Source organism: Chelatococcus caeni (assembly GCF_014196925.1).
GTDB lineage: Bacteria > Pseudomonadota > Alphaproteobacteria > Rhizobiales > Beijerinckiaceae > Chelatococcus_A > Chelatococcus_A caeni.
The window spans coordinates 174423-198694 of sequence record NZ_JACIEN010000002.1; the positions used below are offsets into that span (position 1 = coordinate 174423).

A 24272-nucleotide genomic window follows, 5' to 3' on the forward strand; every position below is an offset into this window, starting at 1 on the left:
AAAGATGGTCGATGATCCTGCCCGTTCCCGCCTCGGTCGTGGACTTGCCGCTCTCATCGGGGAGGTTGGCGAGGACTTCGGTGATGCCGGGCGCGGTCCTCGCGGGCAGCGTGCCGTTCCCATCGAGTTCCTGCGGCCCAACCCGCGCAATCCGCGCAAGGTCTTCGACGACGAGGCCCTGGACGAACTGGCGAATTCCATTCGCGAGCGTGGCCTGATCCAGCCCATCGTCGTCCGGGCCGTGCCCAATCTCGTCGATGTCTTCGAGATCGTCGCGGGCGAGCGGCGCTGGCGCGGCGCGCAGCGGGCCGGCCTGCACGAGGTGCCGGTGGTGGTCATCGAGGCCGATGATCGCCTGGCGCTCGAGATCGCCATCATCGAGAACGTGCAGCGGGCCGATCTCAATCCGATCGAGGAGGCGGTCGGCTACGAGCAGCTGATGGCGGAGTTCCAGTATTCGCAGAACGATCTCGCCCAGGTCATCGGCAAGAGCCGCAGCCATGTCGCCAATACCCTGAGGCTCCTGCGCCTGCCCGACAGCATCAAGAGCAAGGTCAACGACGGCGTGCTCTCGGCCGGCCACGCGCGGGCCCTCCTGTCCGTCAGCGACCCGGAGGCGATCGCCGAGCGCGTCGTCGCCCAGGGCCTCAACGTGCGCGATGTCGAGCGCATCGCGCAGGAGGAAGCGCGCGGTGGCGAGGAGCCCGGGCGCGAGCCGCGGCCGCGCAAGGAGAAGGATCCGGACACCCGGGCGCTCGAACAGGCGCTCGAGGACGTGCTCGGCCTTGCCGTCAGCGTGGAGCACAAGGCGCAGGGCGGCGAGGTGCGCATCCGCTACAAGACGCTGGAGCAGCTCGACGCGCTCTGCCGCCGCCTGCGGGGGTGATTCCCGGCACCTACCGCGCCGCGCGCCGGGCCATACCGGCGACGGCCCAGAGCGTCTTCAGGGCGTGTTGTGTGGCAAGCTGCGGATGGCGCCGCGTCGCGCTGACGGCCTGGCCGACCTCCATCGCGGTCCGGTTGAGGCTCGCCGTCGTCCACAGGCGCAACTGGCGCTCCACCGCCGCCTTGCGCTTGAAATGCAGGCCGCGGAAGCTGCCGATGGCCACCGCGGGCGGGGAGCCCATGTCGACGGCCTGCCGCGCCGCCATGAGGGTGAGCGCGTGCCGGAGGGCGAAGCCGAGGAGCACACCGGCATCCATGCCCTCGGCCTGCAGCCGCGTGAAGCTGCGGTCGAGCGTGGCGAAATCGCCGAGGAAGGCGGCGTCGATGGCGGCGTCGAAGGCGATGGCCGAGACATCCCCCACGACAGCGGCGACATCCTCGACCGTGACGACGTCACGGCCATGGGCATAGGTGAGGAGCTTGTCGAGTTCCGACCGGCTCGCCGCCCGGTCGGCGCCGAGCGAGGCGAGCAGCAGTTCGCGGGCATCGGCCTCGACACGCAGGCCGGCCTTGCGGCTCATGTCGTCGATCAGCGCCCCGATGTCGCGGGCGCTGTCCGCATAGCAGGGCAGGGCCGCGGCGGCGGGCATCTTCTCGCAGAGCTGGCGCAAGGGAGCGGTGCGGGAAAGATCGCCCGCCTCCACGATCACCACGGCATCCTGCGGCGGCGTCTGCAGCACCGGTGTCAGGGCGGGTGCGAGATTGCGGCTCCCGGCCCGCACCCAGATGGCCCGGCGGCCGCCGAAGAGCGGCACGGTGTGGGCTTCGTCGGCGAGGCGCAGGGGATCGGACGCGAGCTCGTCGCCGTCGAGGCGCACCAGCTGGAAGGGATCGTCGGGATTGTCGACGGCCCCGGCGACGAGCCGGCGCACGCGCTCGCCCACGAGGCCGCTGTCCGGCCCGTAGACGAGGAAGACGGCCGTCTGCGGCGACGGCCGGGCGATGGCCGCATCGACGTCGCCCGCCTTGATCGCCACCATCCTGAAGTCCCGTTTCTCAGCCGCGGGTCGCGAGCGTCGCGGCGATGCGCGTGCTGATCTGGTCGGCGAGCTCCTTGGCGACGCGGATCTCCGCATCGCGCGCGGCACGCGTCGAGGCGAAGCGCTGCGGGTTGCGGTCGTAGCTCGCCGAGGCGGTGGCCTTGCCGGTCATCACGGGCTTCTCCTCGCCGATGCGCGTGAGGACGAAGTTCGCGGTGGCCTGCAGGTTGGCCGACTGGGCATTGCCGCTGATCGTATCGACGATCGCCGTCCGCACCTGGATGCCTGCCGGCGAGACCTCCAGCCGGTAGCGTGGCTCGAGGGCACCGTTGCCGCCGGTGAGCTCATAGACGAGCTCGTTGCGCAGGTAATGGGCGAGCCGCTCCTGGCCGGCGATGTCGGGGATCGACCCGACCTCGATGGTGCGCAGCGTATCCTGCATGGTCGTGCCGTCCGCGCGCTCGGCATAGAGCGGGCGAAGGCAGCCGGCGAGCCCGAGGCCGAGCGTGACGACGGCGGCAAGGCGCAGCCCGGCGGCAGCGCGGCGGGAGAGACGGTCAGGCGACGACATTGACGATCCTCTGCGGGACGACGATGACTTTGCGGACGGGCCGCCCCTCGGTGGCGCGCTGGACGGCCTCGAGCGCGAGCGCCGCGGCTTCCACGGCCGCGTTGTCCGCGTCGCGCGGCACCGTCACGTCGGCGCGCTTCTTGCCGTTGACCTGCACGGGCAGGGTGATGACGTCCTCGACGAGGAGGGCCTTGTCGGCCTTGGGCCAATGCGTCTCGGCGACGAGCGTCTCGAAGCCGAGCACCTTCCAGCACTCCTCCGCCAGATGCGGCATCATCGGCGCGACGAGCTGCACCAGGATCGAGGCTGCCTCGCGCAGGGCAAAGCGCATGTCGGCGGCCGGGGGCTCGCCGTCGCGGATGCCGTTGAGGGCCGCCTGCAGCGCGTTCGACAATTCGTAGACTTGGGCGACGCAGCGGTTGAAGCGCAGCTTGAGGACGTCGTCCTCGACGGTCGCCAGGGCGCGGTGGGCCGCCTTGCGCAGGATGAGGGAGGCATCGTCGAGCGTCGTCTCGGCCGACCCGTCGGTCGCGTCGGTGACGGCCACCACCTCGCCGATCAGGCGCCACAGGCGCTGCACGAAGCGGTGGGCACCCTGCACGCCCTCCTCCGTCCAGATCACGTCGCGTTCGGGCGGGGAATCGGAGAGCATGAACCAGCGGGCCGTGTCGGCGCCGTAAGTGCCGATGATCTCGTCCGGGTCGATGGTGTTCTTCTTGGACTTCGACATCTTCTCGATGCTGCCGATGCTGATCGGCTCACCGGTGCTGATGTGGAAGGCCGTGCGGGCGCCGCCCTCGCTCTCGATGCGCACCTCGGCCGGCTGCACCCAGGCGCCACCGGCGTCGCGGTAGGTCTCGTGCACCACCATGCCCTGGGTGAAGAGGCCGGCGAAGGGCTCGTCGAGCCCCACGTGGCCGGTCGCCTTCATCGCCCGGGTGAAGAAGCGCGAATAGAGCAGGTGCAGGATGGCGTGCTCGATGCCGCCGATATACTGGTCCACCGGCAGCCAGCGGTCGACCACCTCGCGGTTCGTCGGCTGGCTCGTGAGGTGCGGATCGGTGAAGCGCGCGTAATACCAGGACGAATCGACGAAGGTGTCCATGGTGTCCGTCTCGCGACGGGCCGGCTTCGCGCAGCGCGGGCAGGCGACGTGCTTCCAGGTCGGATGCCGGTCGAGCGGGTTGCCGGGCTTGTCGAAATCGATGTCCTCCGGCAGCACCACCGGCAGCTGGTCGTCCGGCACCGGCACCGCGCCGCAGTCGTCGCAGTGGATGATCGGGATCGGGCAGCCCCAGTAGCGCTGGCGCGAGATGCCCCAGTCACGCAGGCGGAAGTTGACGCGCCGCTCACCCACCGGCCGGCCGCCGCGCATCTCGGTCTCGAGCCGGCGGGCGACCTCTTCCTTCGCCGCGGCGATGGTCATGCCGTCGAGGAAACGCGAGTTGATCAGCGTGCCCTCGCCATCATAGGCGGTGTCGGTGATCGTGAAGGCGGCGGGATCCGTGCCCGGCGGGCAGACGACGGGGGTGACGCCGAGGCCGTAGGCATTGACGAAGTCGAGGTCGCGCTGGTCGTGCGCCGGACAGCCGAAGATGGCGCCGGTGCCGTAGTCCATCAGGATGAAATTGGCGACATAGACCGGCAGCTTCCAGTCCGGATCGAAGGGGTGCACGGCGCGGATGCCGGTATCGAAGCCCTTCTTCTCGGCCTTCTCGATCAGCTCCGCGGCCGTGCCGGTGCGCTTGCACTCCTCGATGAAGGCAGCGAGCTCCGGGTTGGTCCTGGCGGCGGCGGTGGCGAGCGGGTGGTCGGGCGCGACCGCCATGAAGCGGGCGCCGAAGAGCGTGTCCGGCCGCGTGGTGTAGATCTCGAGCTCGTTCTCGCCGTTCGGCGTCGTCGCCGCATCGAGCGCGAAGCGCACGAGGAGGCCCTCGGAGCGGCCGATCCAGTTCTTCTGCATCAGCCGCACCTTCTCCGGCCAGCGCTCCAGCCGGTCGAGGGAGGTGAGGAGGTCATCCGCGAAGGCGGTGATCCTGAAGAACCACTGGGTCAATTCGCGCTGCTCGACGAGCGCGCCCGAGCGCCAGCCGCGGCCGTCGATCACCTGCTCGTTGGCGAGCACGGTCTGGTCGACGGGATCCCAGTTGACCTTGGCCGTCTTGCGGTCGACGAGGCCGGTCGCGAGGAAGTCGAGGAACATCTTCTGCTGGTGCCGGTAGTAGGAGGGATCGCAGGTAGCGATCTCCCGGCTCCAGTCGAGCGACAGGCCCATGGACTTCAGCTGGCCGCGCATGGTGGCGATGTTGGCGTAGGTCCATTCCTTGGGATGGACCTTGTTGGCCATGGCGGCATTCTCGGCCGGCATGCCGAAGGCGTCCCAGCCCATGGGGTGGAGAACGTTGTAGCCCTTGGCGCGCATGAAGCGGGCGACGACGTCACCCATCGTGTAGTTGCGCACGTGGCCCATGTGGATGCGCCCCGACGGATAGGGGAACATCTCGAGGACGTAATACGTGTCGCGCGGGTCGTCGTTGCGCGTATGGAAGATGCCGCGCTCTTCCCAGACGGCCTGCCACTTGGGTTCGGCCTCCTTGGGGTTGTATCGTTCCACCGTCATGGTCTCGGTCAAGTCGGAATGCTCGCGAAAATGGCCCGGTCGCAGTCAATGCGGCGGGCCGGTGAGGCGGCACGACAACGCGGCCTGCCGCGCCGCGGCGCGGACACCCATTGCATCGTTGCTGCCGGGCGGACTAGGACACGAATGCCGTTTGCGGTCAACGCCCGGCGCCGCTTTCGCGGTGTCGTGACGCGCCCGCGGCGGTTGGAGAGGTCACGAGGAGGATGAGGACCGTGGACGACAGGGCGCAGCTGGCCGCCGAGCGACTGAGGGCCGTCGCGGAATCGATCGCGCGCACGGTACGCGAGGAGGGGCGCGATCCCGCTTCCGTGACGTTGATCGCGGTGTCGAAGACCTTCGAGGCGGAGGCCATCGAGCCGGTGCTCGCGGCCGGGCAGCGCGTCTTCGGCGAGAACCGCGTGCAGGAGGCGAAGACGAAATGGCCGGCGCTCAAGGAGCGCTATCCGGACGTCGAGCTGCACCTCATCGGGCCGCTGCAATCGAACAAGGCGCATGACGCCGTCCTGCTCTTCGACGTGATCCATTCCCTCGACCGGCCTTCCCTCGCCGAGGCGCTGAAGCGCGAGATCGACAAGACGGGTCGCCGGCCGCGGCTCTTCGTGCAGGTCAACACCGGCGAGGAGGCGCAGAAGTCTGGCGTCACGCCGGGCGAGGCCGACGCCTTCATCGCGCAGTGCCGCGATGTCTGGAACCTGCCCGTGGTCGGGCTCATGTGCATCCCGCCGGCGGACGAGCCGCCGTCGCCGCATTTCGCCCTGCTCGCCAAGATCGCAGCGCGCAACGGGCTCTCCGACCTGTCGATGGGCATGAGCGCCGATTTCGAGCAGGCGGTGATGCTGGGCGCGACCCATGTGCGCGTCGGCAGCGCCATTTTCGGGGCGCGTCATTAGCCCTTGCGGGAGGCCTGGGAACGGCTCCTGGATGCCTCTCAGTCGTCCTGGCCGGGGTTTGTCCCAGCCATCCATGCCTTGCCGCCTCATGCGATCGAAGCGGCGTGGATGCCCGCGACGGGCGCGGGCATGACGGCAGGAGGCGTTGCGCTTCACCGCCCGCAGTTCGGGCCGTGTGAATCGGTCTTCACGGCTCTGCCAGCGAGGATCAGGGGCGTTTTCGCTTATCCTCTGGGGCTGCCGCCGAGCCGCGCGTCCAGAACCTCCATCAGCCGCGGGTCGGTGAAGTCGGCGATGGCGAGGCTCGCGCCGGCGGCCTCGAGCGCCTCGGCGGAGAGGGTCGTCATCAGGCCGACCACGAAAAGCCCGGCCGCGTGGGCGGATTGCACCCCGGAGGCCGAATCCTCGAAGGCGAGGGAGCGCGCGGCGTCGGCGCGCAGGAGGTCGAGCCCCATGCGGTAGGGCAGGGGATCGGGCTTGGGCCGCGGCAGCTCGTCGCCGATGACGATCGCCTCGAAGCGGCGCCCGAGGCCGATGGCGCCGAGCATCATCTCGGCATTGGCGCGCGGCGCGTTGGTGACGACGGCGCAGCCGATCGCCCGCCCCTCCGCCAGCGCCAGGAAGTCGAGAAGGCCGCGCGCGGGCTGCAGCTGGCTCTCGGCCATGGTGCGGAAGGCGGCTTCCTTGGCGTCGGCGAGGCGGATGTGCTCGCTCTCGGGCAGGTCCGGGAACATGTCGCGCATGATCGCCGCATTGGCACGGCCCTGCACCTCTCGCGCATAGGCCTCGGGCGTGATGCTGCGGCCGAAGCCGGCGAGCATGGCGTTGAAGGCCTCGAAATGCAGGTGGTCGGTTTCGGTCAGGGTGCCGTCGAGGTCGAAGAGGAAGGCGGGGCGGCTCATCGTTTCTGCTTTCGGGGAGGGGACGACCGGCGCGGATCGCTGCCGATCACGAGAAGGGTCTTGGGGCCGAGGCGCGGCAGGAGCCGATTGAGGTCGGCCCGCCGCAGGGCGACGCAGCCCGCCGTCGGCGCAAAGCCGGGCCGGGCAAGATGCATGAAGATGGCGCTGCCGCGGCCGGGGCGGATGGGCTCGCGGTTGTAGCGGATGTCGAGCACGCGGTCATAGACGTCGTCCTCGCGCCACATCCGCTCGTGGCTCGCCGGATAGGGCAGGCGCACCGGACGGTTGTAGCGGCGGTCGCCGGGGGCGTCGCACCAGCCGTCGTCCGGGCGCGTCCTGCGCGCGGGAAGGCCGGCGCGCGGGCGGGCGCCCTTGTCGGGGCGCAGGTAGAGAACGCCGAGGGCGAAGCGGCCGAGCGGGGTTGCGCCGTCGCCCTCGCGCTTCACGCGCGTGACGCCGCCCTTGCCGAGCGCGCAGGGCAGCACGACATGTCCTGCGACGAGAAGCCCGCGCGAGGCATCGAGCGGACGTGGAAGGACCCTGACGGTGCGAAGGAAGGTTCGTTTCATCACAAGCCGGTGCGTCGACCTCGCCTACTTGTTGCCCGGCGCGGATCGCTTAGTCTAGGACTTCCTCGCCCGGATGCGTTCCTGCGCCGCCGGGTCGCTCCGGCCCGCCCGCGCCGGCATCTCCTGCCCAACAATGGAAGGACAATGCCCCACGCCCGCCATCTGCTCATCGTGGACGACGAGGAAGACCTGCGCGAGACGCTGAGCGAGCAGCTCGCGCTGACCGACGAGTTCACGCTCTCCACCGCCGCATCCGGCGCCGAGGCGCTCGATGTGGTGAAGGAGAACAACATCGATCTCGTCATCATGGATGTCGGCCTGCCGGACATGGACGGGCGCGACGCCGTCAAGCGCATGCGCGAGGGCGGTTTCCGCAGCCCCGTGATCATGCTGACCGGCCATGCGACCGACAGCGACACGGTGCTCGGCCTCGATGCCGGCGCCAACGACTATGTCGCCAAGCCCTTCCGCTTCGCGGTGCTGCTGGCACGCATCCGCGCCCAGCTGCGCCAGTACGAGGCGAGCGAGGACGCGGTGTTCTCCATCGGGCCCTATACGTTCCGCCCGAGCGCCAAGCTGCTGGTCAACGAGCGTGGCTCCAAGCTCAAGCTCACGGAGAAGGAGACGGCGATCCTGCGCTTCCTCTATCGCGCCGGGCAGAAGGTGGTGACGCGCGAGGTGCTGCTCGCCGAGGTCTGGGGCTACAACGCCAATGTCACGACCCACACGCTCGAGACGCATATCTACCGCCTCCGGCAGAAGATCGAGCAGGATCCCTCCAACGCGCGCATTCTCGTGACCGAGCAGGGCGGCTACAAACTCATCCCGTGATGATCGGAGCGCTGACGGGCGGCCAGATATGGGACTGAACGACGATATCGCGGCGCTCGAAGTGGTGCCGACCTTCGCCGGCGTCGAGCGCGAGGCGCTGCGGCTCATCGCCTTCGCGGCCGAATCGCGGATCCTGAGGGCCGGTGACATCCTCTTCCGCCGTGGCGAGCTCGCCGACGCGGGCTATCTGGTGCGCTCGGGAGCGATCGCGCTCGATGCGCGCGACGACGGCTCGCCGACGGATCACGTGGTCGGGCCGGGCGTGCTCATCGGCGAGCTCGCGCTCTTTGCCGAAACGAAGCGGCCGGCGACGGCCATCGCGCGCGAGCCTTCCTCCGTGACGAAGCTGCCGCGCAGCGTCCTGCGGCGCGTGCTCGTCGAGTTCCCCGACGCAGCGGTTCATCTGCGCGCGGTTTTCGCCGAGCGGCTGAACGACATGGCGGGCGACCTCGCGGCCGTGCGGCGCGCCCTCCTGTCCATCGAGCGCTAGAGCGCCTGATCGCTTTAAATCGGTACGCGCATCGATCCTCCCCCATATGGGGGAGGTGGCGCCGTGAAGCGGCGACGGAGGGGGCGCGCGGTTGACATCAGAGCACCGGCCTTGACCCCGCCCGTCTCGCGCCTGCGGCGCGATCCACCCTCCCCTTGAGGGGAGGGATCAAGTCCCCCGCGCGGCGACTTGAATTTCCATTGCGTTCATGTTGCCGCCCACCAAAAGCGGCTCCCCGCATCATTTCACAAACCATGTCTGTCGACCGCGCGCCGGCACGCGATTCGCGCGGCGCTTGCGCTGCTTCGGGAACGCGCTAACATGTCAGAAAGAACATAAAAGCGGTCCCTGATCATTGCGGGGACGATCCTTTGGGGGGATCCACGTGAGCGAGCCGCAACGTTTCGGCCTGTCCGCCGCCCTGGTTTCACCGTTCGACGAGCGGGGCGGGCCCGATCTCGCACGGCTCGTCGGCCATGCCCGCGCCGTCCTCGCCGAAGGCTGCGACAGCATCACGCTTTTCGGCACGACGGGCGAAGGCTTCTCCCTCCCGCTGCGCGAGCGCGCCGCCATGCTCGGCGCCGTGGCGGGAGCCGGCATTTCGCTGGACAAGGTTTATGCGGGCGTATCGGCAACGACCGTGGCCGAGGCCGCCGAACAGGCGGAGCTCGCCCTGTCGGCCGGCGTGCGCGGCCTGCTGGTGGCGCCGCCCTTCTATCTCAAGGGCGTCGACGACGAGGGGCTCTACGGCTGGTTCCGCGATTTTCTCGGGCGCCTCGGCGGCGAGGCGCGCGGCGTCATCCTCTACCATATCCCCGGGCAGACGGCGGTGCCGCTGTCGAGCAGCCTGGTGCGGCGCCTGCGCGATGCCTTCGGCGGCGTCATCGCCGGCATCAAGGATTCCTCGGGGGACTGGGCGACGACGGAGCGCTTCCTCGCCGACCACGGCGACATCGCCGTCCTCGTCGGCGACGAGCGCCTGCTGGCGCGCGCGGTGCGCCACGGCGCCGAGGGCAGCATCTGCGGCCTCGCCAACATCACCCCGGCGCTGCTGCGGCCCCTCGTCCACGAGGGCCGCGACGACCGCCACGTCAATGCGCTCGTCGAAGCCATCGTGAGCCTGCCAGTGCTGCCGGCGGTGAAGGCCCTTGTCGCCCACCGGCGCGGCGACGAGGGTTATTGTCGCGTGCGCCCGCCGCTCGTGCCGCTCGCCGCGGCGGATCGGAATCAGCTCGTTGCCGCCTTCGAGGCCATCACCGGCGAGCCGGCTGGCGCCTGAGACCATCCCGCGGCGGCCTGTCGCCGCTATGGGGCACGGATCGCCCGGCCGCCCATCGGCCGGGTCAAGAACGACGGCAAAGCCGCGCCATGATCCAATGGGAGGACAAACGATGCACGGTGTCAGCAGACGGACGTTTCTCGCCGGCAGTGCGGCGCTCGGGGCCGGCGTGTTCATGCCGGCGATCGCGAGGGCGCAGGCCACGGTGATCCGCTGGGGCGAGATGCTGCCCCAGTCGCACCCGCAGGTGCAGATGATCGACCGCATCGCGGCCGAGGTAAAGGAGAAATCCGGCGGGCGCATCGACATCCAGAGCTTCCCCAACGGCCAGCTCGGATCAGGCAAGGACATGATGGACGCCGTCGTCTCCGGCGCCCTTGCGTTCACGACGGACGGCGCGGCGGCCCTCGGCGCGCTGCTGCCGCAGCTCTCGGTGATCGAGGCGCCCTATCTGTGGCGCGATGCCGCCCACATGACGAAGGCCGGCTCCTCGCCCATCTTCGCCAAGATGAACGAGGATCTCGTCAGCCGGCGCGGCCTGCGCATGCTCGCCATCACCTATTACGGCAAGCGCCACCTGACGACGGGCAGCAAGGAGGTACGCTCGGCGGCCGACATGGCCGGCTTCAAGCTGCGCGTGCCGCCGGTCGACACGTTCCGCGCCATGGCCGAGGCCTGGGGGGCGCGTGCGACGCCGATCAACTTCAACGAGCTCTACCTCGCCCTGAGCCAAGGGGCGGTCGACGGGCAGGAGAACCCGCTGCCGACCATTCACAGCGCCAAGCTCGCCGAGGTGCAGAAATATCTTGTCCTGACCGGCCACATCATCACGCCGCGGCTCGTCATCGCCAACGAGGCGGCCCTGAAGGGGCTCTCGGCGGAGGACCGCGCGATCCTCGACGCGGCCATCGCCAACGGGGCCAAGTGGCAGGATGCCGAGCTCTCGCGCCAGGAAGGCGAGCTCATCGGCACGTTGAAGACGGCGGGCATGACGATCATCGAGCCTGACGTGGAGAGCTTCCGCAAACCGGTGCTGGAGCAGCTGCCGCCGAAGTTCGAGGAGAAATGGGGTAAGGGCACCTGGGACGCGCTTGCCGCGCTCTGACGTTTCGCCTGTCCTCTCCTGATGCGGGGTCTCCGGTGGAGGCCCCGCCCCGACTTCGGATGCTGCCATGCTGCGCCTTGCCGGGCTTCTCGCGGACCGGGCGGTTGCCGCCGCCGCGGTCCTGCTTCTCCTTGCGCTTCTTGCCTGCGTCTTTCTCGGCGTCGTGTTCAGGCTGGTGAACCAGCCGCTCGCCTGGTCCGACGAGATGGCGCAATACCTGATGGTATGGACGGCCTTCGTCGGCTGGATCCTGGCCGCGCGGCGGCGCAGCCACATCCGCATCACGGTAGTCATCGACCAGCTGCCGCCGCCCCTGCGCCGGGGGGCCGAGGTGCTGATCCAGCTCGCGGTCGCCGCGCTCGGCATGGTGCTCCTGTCGCGCAGCTTCGGGTTGATCGAGCGCAACTTCGACGTGGAGTGGGTCAGCCTGCCGCTCTCGGCTGCGCTCGTCTACGTGCCGATGCCGATCGCCGGCTTCGCCGTCGTGGCGCAGGCGCTCGTCGAGATCGCGGAGGTGCTCGCTGGCGCACGCCGGCGCGATTCCGAGGCGGGGGCCGCGCCATGACCGCCGTGATGGCCGAGATCCTCGTCGTCTGGTTCGCCGCGCTCCTGCTCGGCCTGCCGCTCTTCGCCTCCATGGGGCTTGCGGCCTTCGCCTTCGTCGTCATCAACGGCATGCCGGTCGACATCGTGCCGCAGAAGATCGCCCAGGCGGCCAATTCCTTCCCCATCCTCGCCGCGCCGCTGTTCATCCTGATGGGCAACATCATGAACTCGGCCGGCATCACGGACCGGATCTTCGCCTTCGCCCGCGCCTGCGTTAGCTGGATGCGCGGCGGGCTGTGCCACGCCAATATCCTCGCCAGCGTGATCTTCGCCGGCATGTCGGGCTCGGCCGTGGCGGATGCGGGCGGCGTCGGCTCGCTCGAGATCAAGGCGATGCGCCAGGAGGGCTACGATCCGGAGACCGCCGCGGCCATCACGGCCGCCTCGGCGACCATCGGGCCGATCATCCCGCCGTCGCTGCCCATGGTGATCTACGGGGTCAGCGCCGATGTCTCCATCGGCGGGCTGTTCCTCGCCGGCGTCATTCCGGGCCTGCTGATGGCGCTCGCCCTCTCCGCCATGGTCACGGTCGTCGCCACGCGGCGCGCCATGCCGCGCCATCCCTTCGCAGGCTTGAGGACCCTCGCCGTCGCCTACCGACGGGCGCACTGGGCGCTGATGACGCCGGTCATCCTCTTCGGCGGCATGATGAGCGGCATCATGACGCCGACCGAGGCCGCCGCCGTGGCCTCCGTCTATGCCCTCTTCCTCGGGCTCGTCGTCTACCGTGACTTCGACCTGAGGCAATTGCCGCGCATCATCGTCGACACCGTGGAGACGACCGGGATCGTGCTGGCACTCGTCATGACCGCGGCGGCGCTCGCCTGGTGCCTGTCGATCTCGCGCATCCCGCAGACGCTCGGGCCGATGATCATCGGCGCCGTGGGCGACCCGCTCGTCTTCCTTCTCATCGTCAATGTGCTGCTGCTCGTCGTCGGCTGCGTCATGGAGGCGCTGGCGGCGATGCTCATCCTCATCCCGATCCTGGTGCCCATCGCCGTCCAGTTCGGCATCGATCCCGTGCAGTTCGGCCTCATCTTCGTGCTCAACCTGATGATCGGCACGATCACGCCGCCGGTGGGCGTCGTCCTCTTCGTCACGGCGCGCATCGCCAACATCCGCTTCGAGGCGATGTCGCGGGCCATCGTGCCGTGGATGTTGCCGCTTGTCGCGGTACTGCTCGCCGCCACCTTCTGGCCGCCGCTGACGACCTGGCTGCCGGGGCTCGTGCTGGGGCGGTGAGGCCTCGCGGCCTCAGCGCGGGATCGGCCGCCAGCCGGGCGGCGCCATCTCGAAGCCGTCGAAGGTGAAGCCCGGCGCCACCGTGCAGCCGACGAGGGTGAAGGCGCCGAGGCTCGTCGCCGTCTGCCACCAGCCCGCGGGCACGACGCATTGCGGCCGCTCGCCCGCGGGAAGGTCGGCGCCGAGACGATGGGCTTGCGTTTCGTGCCCGTCGGACGACAGGGTCAGCACCAGCGGCGCGCCGAGATACCAGTGCCAGACCTCGGCGGCGTCGACGCGGTGCCAGTGGGACGTGCCGCCGGGCCCCAGCAGGTAGTAGATCAGCGTCGAGGCGGCGCGCCCGCCCTCTGCCGCCCGCGGGTCGCGATAGGTCTCGCGGAACCAGCCGCCCTCCGGGTGGGGCTGAAGATCGAGCAGGCGGACGATGGCCTCCGCCGTGAGCGCTTCCTGTCCGTTCGCTGGCAGCATCAGAACCGGTCCTTCCAGGCGCGGAGCGCGGCGAAGACGTCCTCAGCCGGCCGGCCGGGGAGGTTGACGGCGGCGGCGAGGGCCGGTTCGCCCGCGCGCAGGAAGGGATTGGTCGCCTTCTCCTCGCCGAGGAGGGACGGGACCGTCAATTCGCCCCGCGCCCGCGTCGCCTCGATGTCGGCGGCGCGTTTGGCGAGCACGGCATTGTCCGGATCGGCGGCGAGCGCGAAGCGCGCGTTCGCGAGCGTATATTCGTGGCCGCAGTAGAGGCGGGTGTCGTCCGGCAGGGCGGCAAGCTTCCCGAGGGCGGCCCACATGTCCGCCGGCGTGCCCTCGAACAGGCGTCCGCAGCCGAGCGCGAACAGCGTGTCGCCCGCAAAGAGCGCCCGCTCGCCGGCGAACCAGTAGGCGATGTGGCCGAGCGTGTGCCCGGGCGTGGCGATGACCTCGCCGCTGAGATCGCCGACCGCGACCACGTCGCCTTCCGCGACGGTCCGGTCGAGGTCGGGGATGGCGGCCGCCTCCGCCGCCGGCCCGATGACGGTGGCGCCCGTCTCCCGCTTGAGGCCGGGAATGCCCTCGACGTGGTCGGGATGCTTGTGGGTGACGAGGATGTGCGTCAGGCGCCATCCGGTATCGGCGAGGGCCCGGCGCACCGCGGCCTCCTCCGGCGCGTCGATGGTGGCGCAGGCGCCGCTCGTCGCATCGCGGACGAGGACGCCGATATTGTCGCTGCGGCAGGGAAAGACATGGATGTCGGCTGGCACGATGGTCCTCCTTGGCTTCCGGCCCCCGGGGCGACCGTACGATCGAGGCGACCTTACAGCCTCTTCCCAGCCAGGCGAATCACGGGTGTTCGTTCTGTCGCGAAGCGCCATCATCTTGCAACCGGCGGTTCCGATCCCGATGATCAGGGGGAAGGAGGAGCCCCTTTGGCGGTCGATGTGGTCGATCTGAGGCATTTCTACGTGAGCCCGCTCGGCGTGGTGGCGCGGCGCCTCGTGCTGCGCGCGGTCGAGGGGCTGTGGAAGGACCTTACCGGCCAGCGGCTTCTCGGCATCGGCTACGCGACGCCCTATCTCGCGGTCCTCAAGAGCGGCAGCGAGCGCACGCTCGCCTTCATGCCGGCGGCGCAGGGCGTGGTGAACTGGCCGCCGTCGGGCCCGTCGGCCTCCGCCCTCGTCGAGCCCACCATGCTGCCCTTGCCGGATGCCTGCATCGACCGCGTGCTCGTCGTCCACGCGCTCGAGACGAGCGAGGCGCCGGACGAGTTGATGAGCGAGGTCTGGCGGGTGTTGAGCCCGGGTGGTCGCGTCCTTCTCGTCGCACCCAACCGGCGCGGCCTGTGGGCGCGCATGGACACGACGCCCTTCGGCCAGGGCCAGCCCTACAGCCGCTCGCAGCTCACAAGCCTCATGCGCCGCACGCTGTTCTCGCCGGAGAACTGGCTGGAGGCGCTCTATGTGCCGCCGCTGCAGCGCCAGCTCTTCCTGCGTTCGGCGGTGGCCTGGGAAAGGGCGGGGGCCGGCCTGTCGCTGCCCTTCGCCGGCGTGCATGTCATCGAGGCGGTCAAGCAGCTGCACCGGCCCGTCGCGGTGCGGGCGATGCGGCGCGCGGCACGCCTGCGGCCCGTGCTGGTGCCGGCGCAGGGGGCGCTGTCGCCGCGCTTCGCGACGGGCGACGACATGTCGCCGCCGACGGTGCGGCCGCCGGGCTGCCGGGCACATCGCGAACGGGGGCCGTCGTGAGCGGGCGTCCGACCGATCCTGACTTCCTCTTGACTTCGTCTTGACTTGGCGCCAGCCAGTCGCCAAGGTCCGCCCGCGCCGACCCCGCGGGGGTCCTCCCGGCCGGATGTCGCGGACGGGCCACCCGAAGATGGACAACCCCGGCGCCCCATATCGCATGCGAAGCTATCTGGATTTCGAAAAGCCCGTCGCCGAGCTCGAGGCCAAGGTCGAGGAACTGCGCGCCATGGCCGAAGGCGGCAGCGCTGTCTCCATCGGCGACGAGATCGCCCGCCTCGAAGCCAAGGCGGACAAGGCCCTCGAGGATCTCTACGCCAATCTGACGCCGTGGCAGAAGACGCTGGTGGCGCGCCATCCGCAGCGCCCGCATTTCGTCGACTACTGCGCCGCGCTGATCGAGGACTTCACGCCGCTCGCCGGCGACCGCAAGTTCGGCGAGGACGAGGCTATCCTCGGTGGCTTCGGCCGCTTCCGCGGCGAGAGCGTCTGCGTGATCGGCCAGGAGAAGGGCGCCAACACCGAGGCGCGCCTGCGCCACAATTTCGGCATGGCCAAGCCCGAGGGCTACCGCAAGGCCGTGCGGCTGATGGATATGGCGGACCGCTTCGGCATTCCCGTCATCAGCTTCGTCGACACCGCCGGCGCCTATCCGGGCATCGGCGCGGAGGAGCGCGGCCAGGCCGAGGCCATCGCGCGCTCGACCGAGGCCTGCCTTGCGCTCGGCGTGCCCAACGTCTCCGTCATCATCGGCGAGGGCGGCTCGGGCGGGGCCATCGCGCTCGCCACGGCCAACCGCGTGCTCATGCTCGAACACGCCATCTATTCGGTGATCTCGCCGGAGGGCGCGGCCTCGATCCTGTGGCGCGATTCCTCGCGTGCCCAGGACGCGGCGACCAACATGAAGATCACCGCACAAGATCTCTTACGCTTCTCGGTCATCGATGGCATTATCCCCGAGCCGTCGGGGGGAGCGCATCGCGATCCGGCGGCAGCCATGAACGCTGCGGGCGATGCGGTCGCAGCGGCTTTTCAGGATCTGGCCGGGCTTTCGCCCGACGAGATCCGGTCCTTGCGTGCTGACAAGTTCCTGGCCATCGGGCGCCAGCTTTAACAATCTGTTAACCGACCCGGTGCGTGGCGGCGTGCACCGGTAAGGTTCGAGTAACGCTAACGGGTTTAAAGCTCGATGGTGCCGGTGGCCCCCGCGCCCGGCATCAGGGAAGCGAGAGGTTGCGTTATGCTCAAGCGATTGCTGCTGGTCTCGACGATGGCCCTTGCAGTGGCAGCCTGTGAGGACGATGGCACCTACTCCCGCAGCGTGCGCGCCTCCCAGCCCGTTCCGAGCAAGACGCTCGCGCTGATGGAGCAGAAGGACATGTCGCGCTATGCGCCGGTCCTCATCCGCTCCTACAAGAAGGAATCGGAGCTCGAGGTCTGGAAGCAGACCAAGTCCGGCAAGTACGCGCTCCTGAAGACCTTTCCCATCTGCCGCTGGTCGGGCCAGCTCGGCCCGAAGAAGCGCGAGGGCGACCGGCAGGCGCCGGAAGGCTTCTATGCCATCACGCCGGCCCAGCTCAATCCGAACTCGAGCTACTATCTCTCGTTCAACATGGGCTATCCGAACGCCTACGACCGCGCCTACGGGCGCACGGGTGCCCATCTGATGGTCCACGGCGCCTGCTCCTCGGCCGGCTGCTACTCCATGACGGACGAGCAGATCGCCGAGGTCTACGCCATCGTGCGCGAGGCCTTCGCCGGGGGGCAGAAGGCCGTGCAGATGCAGGCGATGCCCTTCCACATGACGGCGGAGAACCTCGCCAAGCATCGCTACGACCAGAACATGGCCTTCTGGCGCAACCTGAAGGAAGGCGCGGACCACTTCGAGGTGTCGAAGCAGGAGCCGCAGGTCGCCGTCTGCGGCAAGCGCTACGTCTTCAATGCCACCGCGGCCAACGGCCAGCGCCTCGATCCTGCCGCGGCCTGCCCGCCGCTCGATGTCGACGAGGGCATCGCCATGGCCGTCGCGCAGAAGCAGCGCGCCGACGAGGCGAAGGTCGCCGATCTCGTCAACAGCGGCACCAAGGCCATCAAGCTGGTCTATGCCGATGGTGGCCAGCATGAATCCTTCCGCCGCCAGATGACCGCCGTCGCCGAGAGCAACGTCGGCGTCTTCGCGCAGTCCAACCGGCCGGAGCTCGAGGTCAGCCGGCCGGATGCGCTGGCGAGCGGCCCGCAGGTCGTCGAGCTCGACAGCAGCGGCCGCGAGAGGCCCGTCGAGGCGCCGAGGCCGGTCCAGGTCGCGGCACCGGCTGCCGCCCCGGCGCCCGTCCCGGCTGCGACGACCATCGTGACGCCCGCGCCGCAGGCGCAGCCCGTCGTCGCCTCGGCATCGAACGGACCGAACGGACGGCCGCTGGTCGACCGTCTCCTGTCCTTCGGCGGCCTGTTCGGCTCCAAGGACGAGCCGCAGGCCGAGACCGCGGCGGTGCCGGCACCAACCGACGCCCCGCTGCCACCCCGGCGCCGCGGCGCCGACGCCTCTTCCGCGGCCGGCAAGAAGGACCGGCAGGCCGCGCTGCCGCCGCTCATGCGCGGTGCCCAGGCGGCCCTGCCGTCGGGCCTGTCGGCCTATACGGAACAGGCGAACTGAGCCTCTCCGCCCTTATCCCGGTTCCAGGCAGAAGCGGCCGTCCCGACGGCCGCTTTCGTTTTGCGGCGCTACAGCCCTTCTGATTCAACTGAATCGGAACGAGCGCCTATCTTCTCGAGAATAGAGCCTCGTCGCTGACGCGGACCTTCGGTTCTTCTCCGAGCGGGCACCGCTTCGGCGGACGATGCGCTACAGCGGCCAGACGATGAGGATGGCGGGGACGGACACGATCACCATCAGGATCTCTAGGGGCAGGCCGAGGCGCCAGTAATCGCCGAAGGAATAACCGCCGGGGCCCATGATGAGCGTGTTGTTCTTGTGGCCGATGGGCGTGAGGAAGGCGAGCGAGGCCGCGACCACCGTCGCCATCAGGAAGGCGTCGGGATTGACCGACAATGTCCGCGCCGTCTCGATGGCCACCGGGCCGGCGATGACCATGGTCGCGACGTTGTTCAGCATGTCCGACAGGATGACGGTGACGAGCATCAGGCCGACAAGGGCGACCACAGGCGAATGGCCTGCCGTCACCGCGACGATCGCGTTGGCGACCAGAGCCGTGCCGCCGACGCTCTCGAAGGCGGCGCTGAGCGGCAGGAGGGCGGCGAGCATGACGACGACCGGCCAGTCGACCTGATCGTAGACCTCGCGCGGCGTCACGAGGCCCGTGGCGGCATAGCCGACGACGGCGATGGCGATGGCGGTGGTGAAGGAGATGAAGCTTGCGCTCGCCGCGATGATCGCGCCGATGAAAAGGCCGAGGGCGACGACGATGCGCCAGGTGCGGGCCGCCTGCACGCTCGTCTCGCTGAGCGGCATCGTGCCCAGCCAGTTGACGACATGGGCGAGCGCGGCCTGCGGCCCCGTCAGCAGCAGCATGTCGCCCGGCTCGATGATGCGCGAGCTGATCCGTTCGCGGAAGGTGCGTCCCTGCCGGGAGATGCCGAGCAGGGTCACGCCGAAGCGCGAGCGCAGGCGGAAGGCCTCGGCCGAGCGCCAGGCGATGCGCGAATCGGCTCGCACCACGGTCTCGACGAGCGCCGGTCCGCCCGTGCGGGCGGCGTCCTCCGCCTCCGGCGCGTCGACCGAGATGTCGTCCTTGGCCTGTTCGAGGCCGAGCGCCTTGATGAAGGCCGCCACGGCGTCCGCCGAGCCCTCGACCTCGAAGAGGTCGCCCTCGCGGATGGTGGCGAAGCGGGCGCGGCCGGGCAGGCGCCGCCCGTCGCGGATCAGGCCGAGAATGACGACGTCCGCTGCCTCGCTCTCCTCGTCGAGCTGGGCGACGAGGCGCCCGATGGCCGGCGATTGGGCCGAGACGGCGAGCTCGACGACGAAGTCGTCGATGCGGGCCGGCTCCGGCACCTGCCGGCCCGCCGTCGCACGGGGGATGAGGCGCCAGCCGCCGAGCGCGATGAAGAGGATGCCCGTGATGGCGCAGATGAGCCCGACCGGGGCAAAGTCGAACATCTTGTAGGGCGCGCCCAGCGCATCCTGCCGGAAGGTTGAGGCGACAATGTTGGGCGGGGTGCCGATCAGGGTGGTCAGGCCGCCGAGGATGGTGGCGAAGGCGAGCGGCATCAGCGTCAGCCGCGGCGAGCGGCCGGCCTTGCGGGCGGTGTTGATGTCGATGGGCATCAGCAGCGCCAGCGCCGCGACATTGTTGATGAAGGCCGACAGGGCGGCGCCCACGCCGCCGATGACGGCGATATGGATGGCGATGGGGCGGCCGGGCCGGACGATGCGCCGGGCGATGAGGGAGAGGGCGCCGCTGTTCTCCAGCGCGCGCGAGGCAATGAGCACGAGCGCGACGACGATCACCGCCGGATGGGAAAAGCCGCTGAAGGCATCCTTCTCGGGCACGACGCCGACAACCACGCCGACGAGCAGTCCCCCCATGGCGACGAGATCGTGCCGGATCCGCCCCCAGAGCAGCAGGGCGAGGATGCTGCCCATCAGGGCGAAGAGGATCATCTGCGGTTGCGTCATGCAGCCTCGCGGGGGCGGGGGGACCGGCTGAGATGTTGGCGGGCCGGAGGGGCGGTGCGCAAGATCAGCCCGGCAGGCTTACCTCGTCCTTGGGGAAAACATGTTCGAGGAGCACAACGGTGACGATGAGGATCGGAACCGCCAGGAAGGCGCCGATGGGGCCCCAGATCCAGGTCCAGAAGGCCACGGCGAGGAAGACGATGAACGGGTTCAGCGTGAGGCGGCGGCCGACGACGCTCGGCGTGATGAACTGGCCCTCGAGCGTGGTCAGCGCGAGGAAGACGACCGGCGGCAGGACCGCCATGCCGAGCGTCTCGAAGGAGACGAGGCCGACGGCGAAGATCGTCAGCGTGGTGAGGACCGCGCCGATATAGGGCACGAAGTTCAGCACGAAGGCGAGCAGGCCCCATAGCGCGGGGCTGGGCAGGCCGATGAGCCACATGGCGATGCCGGTCGCGATGCCGAGGCCCGCGTTGATCATCGTGACCGTGCCGAGATAGCGGCCGAGTGCCCGCTCGATCTCGGAGACGATCTGCAGCGCCATGAGACGCGCCTCGCGCGTCATGAAGCCGACGACCAGCTTGCGCTTCATCTGCGCCCGTCCGGCGAGGAAGAAGATGAGCGTGCCGGCGAAGAGAAGGAACTGTGCCACGGCGGGCGTCGCTGCGGCGAGCGCCGTCTCCAGGAGCGAGGTCTCGCTCACCTGCACGTCGATCGCCCCGCCCCGGCCGACATCCGACAGGCCGCGCTCGATGCGCCGCAGGAAGCCCACGGATTCGCGCATGGCCTGGAAACGCTCCTCGAGGATCCCGCCGATCTCCGGCGCGCGCTCGATCCACGTGTTGACCTGGTCGGAGAAGGTGAGCGCCAGGAGATAGAGCGCCGCGACGAAGATCGACACGAGGCCGATGGAGCTCAGGAACGGCGGAACGCCCCGGCGCGCCATGTGCTCCACCAGGGGGCCGACGATGCTGCCGACGATGATGGCGGCGCAGACGGGCGCGGTCACGGCCCGCGTCGCCATCAGCACCGCGCCGAAGGCCATCACGAAGATGCCGATCACGGCGAGGCGCGTGATCGTCTTCCAGAAGAGTTCCTCGTCGACGGGCGTCATCCCGGCCGGATCGGCGGGAGGCGCGTCCCGCCGGTGGGACAATGCGGGCCAGCGCAGTCGACGCCTGTAGTTGCGCAGATCCATGACGACCGCCCGTTACCGCCCGCACGCCACCGCGCGATGGCTGTGCGAAGCAACGTGCTGCGGGTCGTATTGTTCCGCGCATCCGCCGCCGGCCCTGCGGGCCCGTCAGGCAAAGGCGCCGTGGCAGTGCTTGTACTTCTTGCCCGAGCCGCAGGGGCACGGATCGTTACGCCCGACCTTGCCCCAGGTCGCGGGATCGCTCGGATCACGCGCCGCCTGCGCGCCCGTCTCGGTCGCGGCCGGTGCGAGGGCCAGCGCCAGCTCGTCCTCGCCCGTGAGCGGATCGAGATGGTGCGCCTGCATGGGCGGCAGCTCCGCCTCGGCCGGCGGCTGGAACATGACCTCGACGCGCATGAGCTGCGCCGTCACATGCTCGCGCAGATGGTCGATGAGGCCGTCGAAGAGCTGGAACGCCTCGGCCTTGTATTCGTTGAGCGGATCGCGCTGGGCGAGACCACGCCAGCCGATGACCTGCCTGAGGTGATCGAGGGTGACGAGATGCTCGCGCCAGAGATGGTCCAGCGTCTGCAGCAGCACCTGCTTCTCGACATAGGTCATCACCTCGGGCGTGTTCTTCTCGAGGCGGGCGGCATAGGCCTCGTTCGCCGCCTTGTGCAGGCGCTCGCGCATCTCCTCGTCGGCGATGCCCTCCTCCTTCGCCCAGTCGGCGACGGGGACGTCGAGGTTGAGGACCCGCCCGACGCTCTCCTCGAGCCCGGGGACGTCCCACTGCTCGGGATAGGCGCCCGGCGGGATGTGCCGGGCGACGATGTCGTCGATGACCGTCTGGCGCATGTCGTCGATGGTCTCGCGCACCGACTCGGCCGCCATGAACTCCCGGCGCTGCTCGAACACGACCTTGCGCTGGTCGTTCATGACGTTGTCGTACTTCAGGATGTTCTTGCGGATGTCGTAGTTGCGCGCCTCGACCTTGCCCTGCGCCTTCTCGATGGCCTTGTTGATCCACGGATGGATGATGGCCTCGTCCTCCTTCAGCCCGAGGCGCTGGAGCATGCCGTCCATGCGGTCGGAGCCGAAGATGCGCATCAGGTCGTCCTGAAGCGACAGGTAGAACTTGGAACGGCCGGGGTCGCCCTGACGGCCGGAGCGGCCGCGCAGCTGGTTGTCGATGCGCCGGCTCTCGTGGCGCTCGGTGCCGAGCACGTAGAGGCCGCCGGCCTCGAGCGCGCGCTGCTTGAACTGGGCAACCTCGATGCGGATCGCCTCTTCCTTCGCCCGGCGCTCCTCGCCCTCGGCCATGTCGCCGAGCTCGTGCTCGATGCGCATGTCGGCATTGCCGCCGAGCTGGATGTCGGTGCCGCGGCCGGCCATGTTGGTGGCGATGGTGATGGCGCCCGGCACGCCGGCCTGGGCGACGATGAAGGCCTCCTGCTCGTGGAAGCGGGCGTTGAGCACGGCAAAGTGCTTCGAGGGCTTGCCTGAGCGGGCCGCCTCGAACAGCGGCTTCAGGGCATCCTCGCGGCCGAAGTCGATCTGCTTGAAGCCGCCGCGGGAGAGCACCTCGGCGAGCAGCTCCGACTTCTCGATGGAAGTCGTGCCGACGAGGATCGGCTGGCCCTTGGCGGAGGCGGCCTCGATCTCGCGGATGATCGCCTTGTACTTCTCCTCGGCGGTCCGGTAGACCTCGTCGTCCTCGTCGAGGCGCTGCACGGGCAGGTTGGTCGGGATCTCGACCACCTCGAGCCGGTAGATGTCGGCGAACTCGTCCGCCTCGGTCGCGGCGGTTCCGGTCATGCCGGCGAGCTTGTCATAGAGGCGGAAGTAGTTCTGGAAGGTGATGGAGGCGAGCGTCTGGTTCTCGGGCTGGATCTGCACGCGCTCCTTGGCCTCGAGCGCCTGGTGCAGGCCTTCCGAATAGCGGCGCCCCGGCATCATGCGGCCGGTGAACTCGTCGATGATGACGACCTCGTCGCCCCGGACGATGTAATCCTTGTCGCGCTGGAAGAGCGTGTGGGCCCGCAGCGCCTGGTTGACGTGGTGGACGATGGTGGCGTTGTTCGCCTCGTACAGCGAGCCCTCCTTGAGGATGCCTGCCTCCTCGAGAAGCTGCTCGATGTGCTCGTTGCCCTTTTCCGTGAGGGAGACGGCGCGCTGCTTCTCGTCGACCTCGTAGTCTTCCTTGACGAGCTTCGGGATCACCGCGTCGATGGCGTTGTAGAGCTCGGAGCGGTCGTCGAGCGGGCCCGAGATGATGAGCGGCGTGCGCGCCTCGTCGACCAGGATCGAGTCCACCTCGTCGACGATGGCGAAGTTGTGCCCGCGCTGCACCATCTGCGCGAAGTCGTACTTCATGTTGTCGCGCAGGTAGTCGAAGCCGTATTCGTTGTTGGTGCCGTAGGTGATGTCGCAGGCGTAGGCCGCCTTGCGCTCACCGTCATCCAGCCCGTGGACGATGATGCCGACGGTGAGGCCGAGGAAGCGGTAGACGCGGCCCATCCATTCGGCGTCGCGGCGGGCGAGATAGTCGTTGACGGTGACGACGTGCACGCCCTTGCCGGAGAGCGCGTTGAGATAGGTCGGCAGGGTGGCGACGAGCGTCTTGCCTTCACCGGTACGCATCTCGGCGATGCCGCTCTCGTGCAGCACCATGCCGCCGAGGAGCTGGACGTCGAAGTGGCGCTGGCCGAGCACGCGCTTCGCCGCCTCGCGCACGGTGGCGAAGGCGGGCACCAGGAGGTCGTCGAGGCTGCGCCCTTCCGCGACCTGGCGCCTGAATTCCTCGGTACGGGCGCGCAGCGCCTCGTCGCTCAGCGCCGCAAGCTCGGGCTCGAGCGCGTTGATGGCCGCAACCTTCGGCTGGTACGTCTTGAGACGGCGATCGTTGGCCGAGCCGAAGATTTTTTTTGCGAGAGCGCCGAACATCGATGGCCTTTCCGGACGATACAATTCTTGCGGTACGATCCTGCGCGCGGGGCATGCGCCTCGGGTACCGCCGGGACGGCGGAACTCCCGTCGCCGCGCGACAATTACCCGGCGCGGGCGCGCCGGTCCAGCATAAGCTCTAGAGGTTGCGCGTCGCTGGTCCGCCGGGGCGCCGTCTGGCGGGCGGGACCCTTGCGCCACATGGGATCGAGGCACGGGAATGTCAACGCTTTCAACAGCGGGAGAGGGGCGCCCCGGACGATTTGTCCCTTGCAAAGCGCCGGCGCATCG

The 24272-nt window shown here is 69.3% G+C and carries 21 protein-coding genes; 11 read left to right on the forward strand and 10 right to left on the reverse strand.

Annotated elements, in window-relative coordinates; translation table 11 throughout:
- The first annotated feature begins 4 nt into the window (after positions 1-4).
- Positions 5-886 (forward strand): ParB/RepB/Spo0J family partition protein, encoded by an 882-nt coding sequence (locus tag GGR16_RS09550; RefSeq protein WP_183316459.1) that lies wholly within the window; start codon positions 5-7, stop codon positions 884-886.
- Positions 887-896: 10 nt separating this feature from the next.
- Here the strand turns inward: GGR16_RS09550 and holA are convergent, their stop codons facing one another.
- Genes holA through leuS form a run of 3 tightly spaced genes read right to left on the reverse strand, consistent with a single transcriptional unit; the run spans position 897 to position 5116 of the window.
- Complete coding sequence (gene holA, locus GGR16_RS09555) at positions 897-1925, reverse strand: DNA polymerase III subunit delta (RefSeq protein ID WP_183316460.1); 1029 nt, start codon at positions 1923-1925, stop codon at positions 897-899.
- Between the two features lie 16 nt (positions 1926-1941).
- The gene (lptE, locus tag GGR16_RS09560; RefSeq protein WP_019402621.1) at positions 1942-2496 is read right to left on the reverse strand and encodes an LPS assembly lipoprotein LptE; all 555 of its coding nucleotides are present in this window, start codon (positions 2494-2496) and stop codon (positions 1942-1944) included.
- Positions 2483-5116, reverse strand: coding sequence for a leucine--tRNA ligase (gene leuS / locus GGR16_RS09565; protein ID WP_183316856.1), 2634 nt, complete (start codon positions 5114-5116; stop codon positions 2483-2485). The genes lptE and leuS overlap by 14 nt, the downstream gene beginning before the upstream one ends.
- 224 nt (positions 5117-5340) lie before the next feature.
- On the opposite strand from leuS, the gene GGR16_RS09570 reads away from it, so the two are divergent.
- The gene (locus tag GGR16_RS09570) at positions 5341-6027 is read left to right on the forward strand and encodes a YggS family pyridoxal phosphate-dependent enzyme (protein WP_210289512.1); all 687 of its coding nucleotides are present in this window, start codon (positions 5341-5343) and stop codon (positions 6025-6027) included.
- Between the two features lie 224 nt (positions 6028-6251).
- On the opposite strand, the gene GGR16_RS09575 is transcribed toward GGR16_RS09570, so the two are convergent.
- On the reverse strand, positions 6252-6929 hold the full coding sequence (locus GGR16_RS09575; RefSeq protein WP_183316462.1) for an HAD family hydrolase: 678 nt from the start codon (positions 6927-6929) through the stop codon (positions 6252-6254).
- Complete coding sequence (locus tag GGR16_RS09580; protein ID WP_183316463.1) at positions 6926-7498, reverse strand: L,D-transpeptidase family protein; 573 nt, start codon at positions 7496-7498, stop codon at positions 6926-6928. Before GGR16_RS09580 ends, GGR16_RS09575 begins: the two co-directional genes overlap by 4 nt.
- 144 nt (positions 7499-7642) lie before the next feature.
- On the opposite strand from GGR16_RS09580, the gene GGR16_RS09585 reads away from it, so the two are divergent.
- The 6 genes from GGR16_RS09585 to GGR16_RS09610 all read left to right on the forward strand — a co-directional run bounded on the left by GGR16_RS09585 (position 7643) and on the right by GGR16_RS09610 (position 13051).
- A complete protein-coding gene (locus tag GGR16_RS09585; protein WP_019402616.1) occupies positions 7643-8329 on the forward strand; it encodes a response regulator transcription factor in 687 nt (228 codons plus the stop codon).
- 28 nt (positions 8330-8357) lie between these two features.
- Entirely contained in the window at positions 8358-8819 is a 462-nt protein-coding gene (locus GGR16_RS09590; protein WP_183316464.1) for a cyclic nucleotide-binding domain-containing protein, read from the forward strand.
- A 385-nt stretch (positions 8820-9204) separates the two neighbouring features.
- Positions 9205-10098 (forward strand): dihydrodipicolinate synthase family protein, encoded by an 894-nt coding sequence (locus GGR16_RS09595; RefSeq protein WP_183316465.1) that lies wholly within the window; start codon positions 9205-9207, stop codon positions 10096-10098.
- A 112-nt stretch (positions 10099-10210) separates the two neighbouring features.
- Entirely contained in the window at positions 10211-11203 is a 993-nt protein-coding gene (locus tag GGR16_RS09600; RefSeq protein ID WP_183316466.1) for a sialic acid TRAP transporter substrate-binding protein SiaP, read from the forward strand.
- A gap of 67 nt (positions 11204-11270) precedes the next feature.
- Positions 11271-11768, forward strand: a complete 498-nt coding sequence (locus GGR16_RS09605) for a TRAP transporter small permease (protein WP_183316467.1) — start codon at positions 11271-11273, stop codon at positions 11766-11768.
- Positions 11765-13051, forward strand: coding sequence for a TRAP transporter large permease (locus GGR16_RS09610; protein ID WP_183316468.1), 1287 nt, complete (start codon positions 11765-11767; stop codon positions 13049-13051). The genes GGR16_RS09605 and GGR16_RS09610 overlap by 4 nt, the downstream gene beginning before the upstream one ends.
- Positions 13052-13063: 12 nt before the next feature.
- On the opposite strand, the gene GGR16_RS09615 is transcribed toward GGR16_RS09610, so the two are convergent.
- Together GGR16_RS09615 and gloB are read right to left on the reverse strand one after the other, a co-directional pair.
- Positions 13064-13519, reverse strand: coding sequence for a cupin domain-containing protein (locus tag GGR16_RS09615; protein ID WP_183316469.1), 456 nt, complete (start codon positions 13517-13519; stop codon positions 13064-13066).
- A complete protein-coding gene (gene gloB / locus GGR16_RS09620; RefSeq protein WP_343059713.1) occupies positions 13519-14289 on the reverse strand; it encodes a hydroxyacylglutathione hydrolase in 771 nt (256 codons plus the stop codon). The genes GGR16_RS09615 and gloB overlap by 1 nt, the downstream gene beginning before the upstream one ends.
- Positions 14290-14451: 162 nt before the next feature.
- On the opposite strand from gloB, the gene GGR16_RS09625 reads away from it, so the two are divergent.
- From GGR16_RS09625 to GGR16_RS09635, 3 genes are all read left to right on the forward strand, one after another.
- The gene (locus GGR16_RS09625) at positions 14452-15267 is read left to right on the forward strand and encodes a class I SAM-dependent methyltransferase (protein WP_183316471.1); all 816 of its coding nucleotides are present in this window, start codon (positions 14452-14454) and stop codon (positions 15265-15267) included.
- Between the two features lie 157 nt (positions 15268-15424).
- Positions 15425-16378, forward strand: coding sequence for an acetyl-CoA carboxylase carboxyltransferase subunit alpha (locus GGR16_RS09630; protein WP_019402158.1), 954 nt, complete (start codon positions 15425-15427; stop codon positions 16376-16378).
- Between the two features lie 126 nt (positions 16379-16504).
- Positions 16505-17917, forward strand: a complete 1413-nt coding sequence (locus GGR16_RS09635; RefSeq protein ID WP_183316472.1) for a L,D-transpeptidase family protein — start codon at positions 16505-16507, stop codon at positions 17915-17917.
- 189 nt (positions 17918-18106) lie between these two features.
- Here the strand turns inward: GGR16_RS09635 and GGR16_RS09640 are convergent, their stop codons facing one another.
- From GGR16_RS09640 to secA, 3 genes are all read right to left on the reverse strand, one after another.
- Entirely contained in the window at positions 18107-19900 is a 1794-nt protein-coding gene (locus GGR16_RS09640; RefSeq protein WP_026015128.1) for an SLC13 family permease, read from the reverse strand.
- Positions 19901-19964: 64 nt separating this feature from the next.
- Positions 19965-21098: an AI-2E family transporter gene (locus GGR16_RS09645; protein WP_183316473.1), complete on the reverse strand. Its 1134-nt coding sequence runs from the start codon at positions 21096-21098 to the stop codon at positions 19965-19967.
- Positions 21099-21203: 105 nt separating this feature from the next.
- Positions 21204-23981: a preprotein translocase subunit SecA gene (secA, locus tag GGR16_RS09650; protein ID WP_183316474.1), complete on the reverse strand. Its 2778-nt coding sequence runs from the start codon at positions 23979-23981 to the stop codon at positions 21204-21206.
- Positions 23982-24272: the final 291 nt, after the last annotated feature.

Coding starts and splice junctions, on each gene's coding strand:
- GGR16_RS09550 (WP_183316459.1), top strand. CDS start 5: ATGGTCGATGATCCTGCCCGTTCCCGCCTCGGTCGTGGACTTGCCGCT.
- holA (WP_183316460.1), bottom strand. CDS start 1,925: ATGGTGGCGATCAAGGCGGGCGACGTCGATGCGGCCATCGCCCGGCCG.
- lptE (WP_019402621.1), bottom strand. CDS start 2,496: ATGTCGTCGCCTGACCGTCTCTCCCGCCGCGCTGCCGCCGGGCTGCGC.
- leuS (WP_183316856.1), bottom strand. CDS start 5,116: ATGACGGTGGAACGATACAACCCCAAGGAGGCCGAACCCAAGTGGCAG.
- GGR16_RS09570 (WP_210289512.1), top strand. CDS start 5,341: ATGAGGACCGTGGACGACAGGGCGCAGCTGGCCGCCGAGCGACTGAGG.
- GGR16_RS09575 (WP_183316462.1), bottom strand. CDS start 6,929: ATGAGCCGCCCCGCCTTCCTCTTCGACCTCGACGGCACCCTGACCGAA.
- GGR16_RS09580 (WP_183316463.1), bottom strand. CDS start 7,498: ATGAAACGAACCTTCCTTCGCACCGTCAGGGTCCTTCCACGTCCGCTC.
- GGR16_RS09585 (WP_019402616.1), top strand. CDS start 7,643: ATGCCCCACGCCCGCCATCTGCTCATCGTGGACGACGAGGAAGACCTG.
- GGR16_RS09590 (WP_183316464.1), top strand. CDS start 8,358: ATGGGACTGAACGACGATATCGCGGCGCTCGAAGTGGTGCCGACCTTC.
- GGR16_RS09600 (WP_183316466.1), top strand. CDS start 10,211: ATGCACGGTGTCAGCAGACGGACGTTTCTCGCCGGCAGTGCGGCGCTC.
- GGR16_RS09605 (WP_183316467.1), top strand. CDS start 11,271: ATGCTGCGCCTTGCCGGGCTTCTCGCGGACCGGGCGGTTGCCGCCGCC.
- GGR16_RS09610 (WP_183316468.1), top strand. CDS start 11,765: ATGACCGCCGTGATGGCCGAGATCCTCGTCGTCTGGTTCGCCGCGCTC.
- GGR16_RS09615 (WP_183316469.1), bottom strand. CDS start 13,519: ATGCTGCCAGCGAACGGACAGGAAGCGCTCACGGCGGAGGCCATCGTC.
- GGR16_RS09630 (WP_019402158.1), top strand. CDS start 15,425: ATGCGAAGCTATCTGGATTTCGAAAAGCCCGTCGCCGAGCTCGAGGCC.
- GGR16_RS09635 (WP_183316472.1), top strand. CDS start 16,505: ATGCTCAAGCGATTGCTGCTGGTCTCGACGATGGCCCTTGCAGTGGCA.
- GGR16_RS09640 (WP_026015128.1), bottom strand. CDS start 19,900: ATGACGCAACCGCAGATGATCCTCTTCGCCCTGATGGGCAGCATCCTC.
- GGR16_RS09645 (WP_183316473.1), bottom strand. CDS start 21,098: ATGGATCTGCGCAACTACAGGCGTCGACTGCGCTGGCCCGCATTGTCC.
- secA (WP_183316474.1), bottom strand. CDS start 23,981: ATGTTCGGCGCTCTCGCAAAAAAAATCTTCGGCTCGGCCAACGATCGC.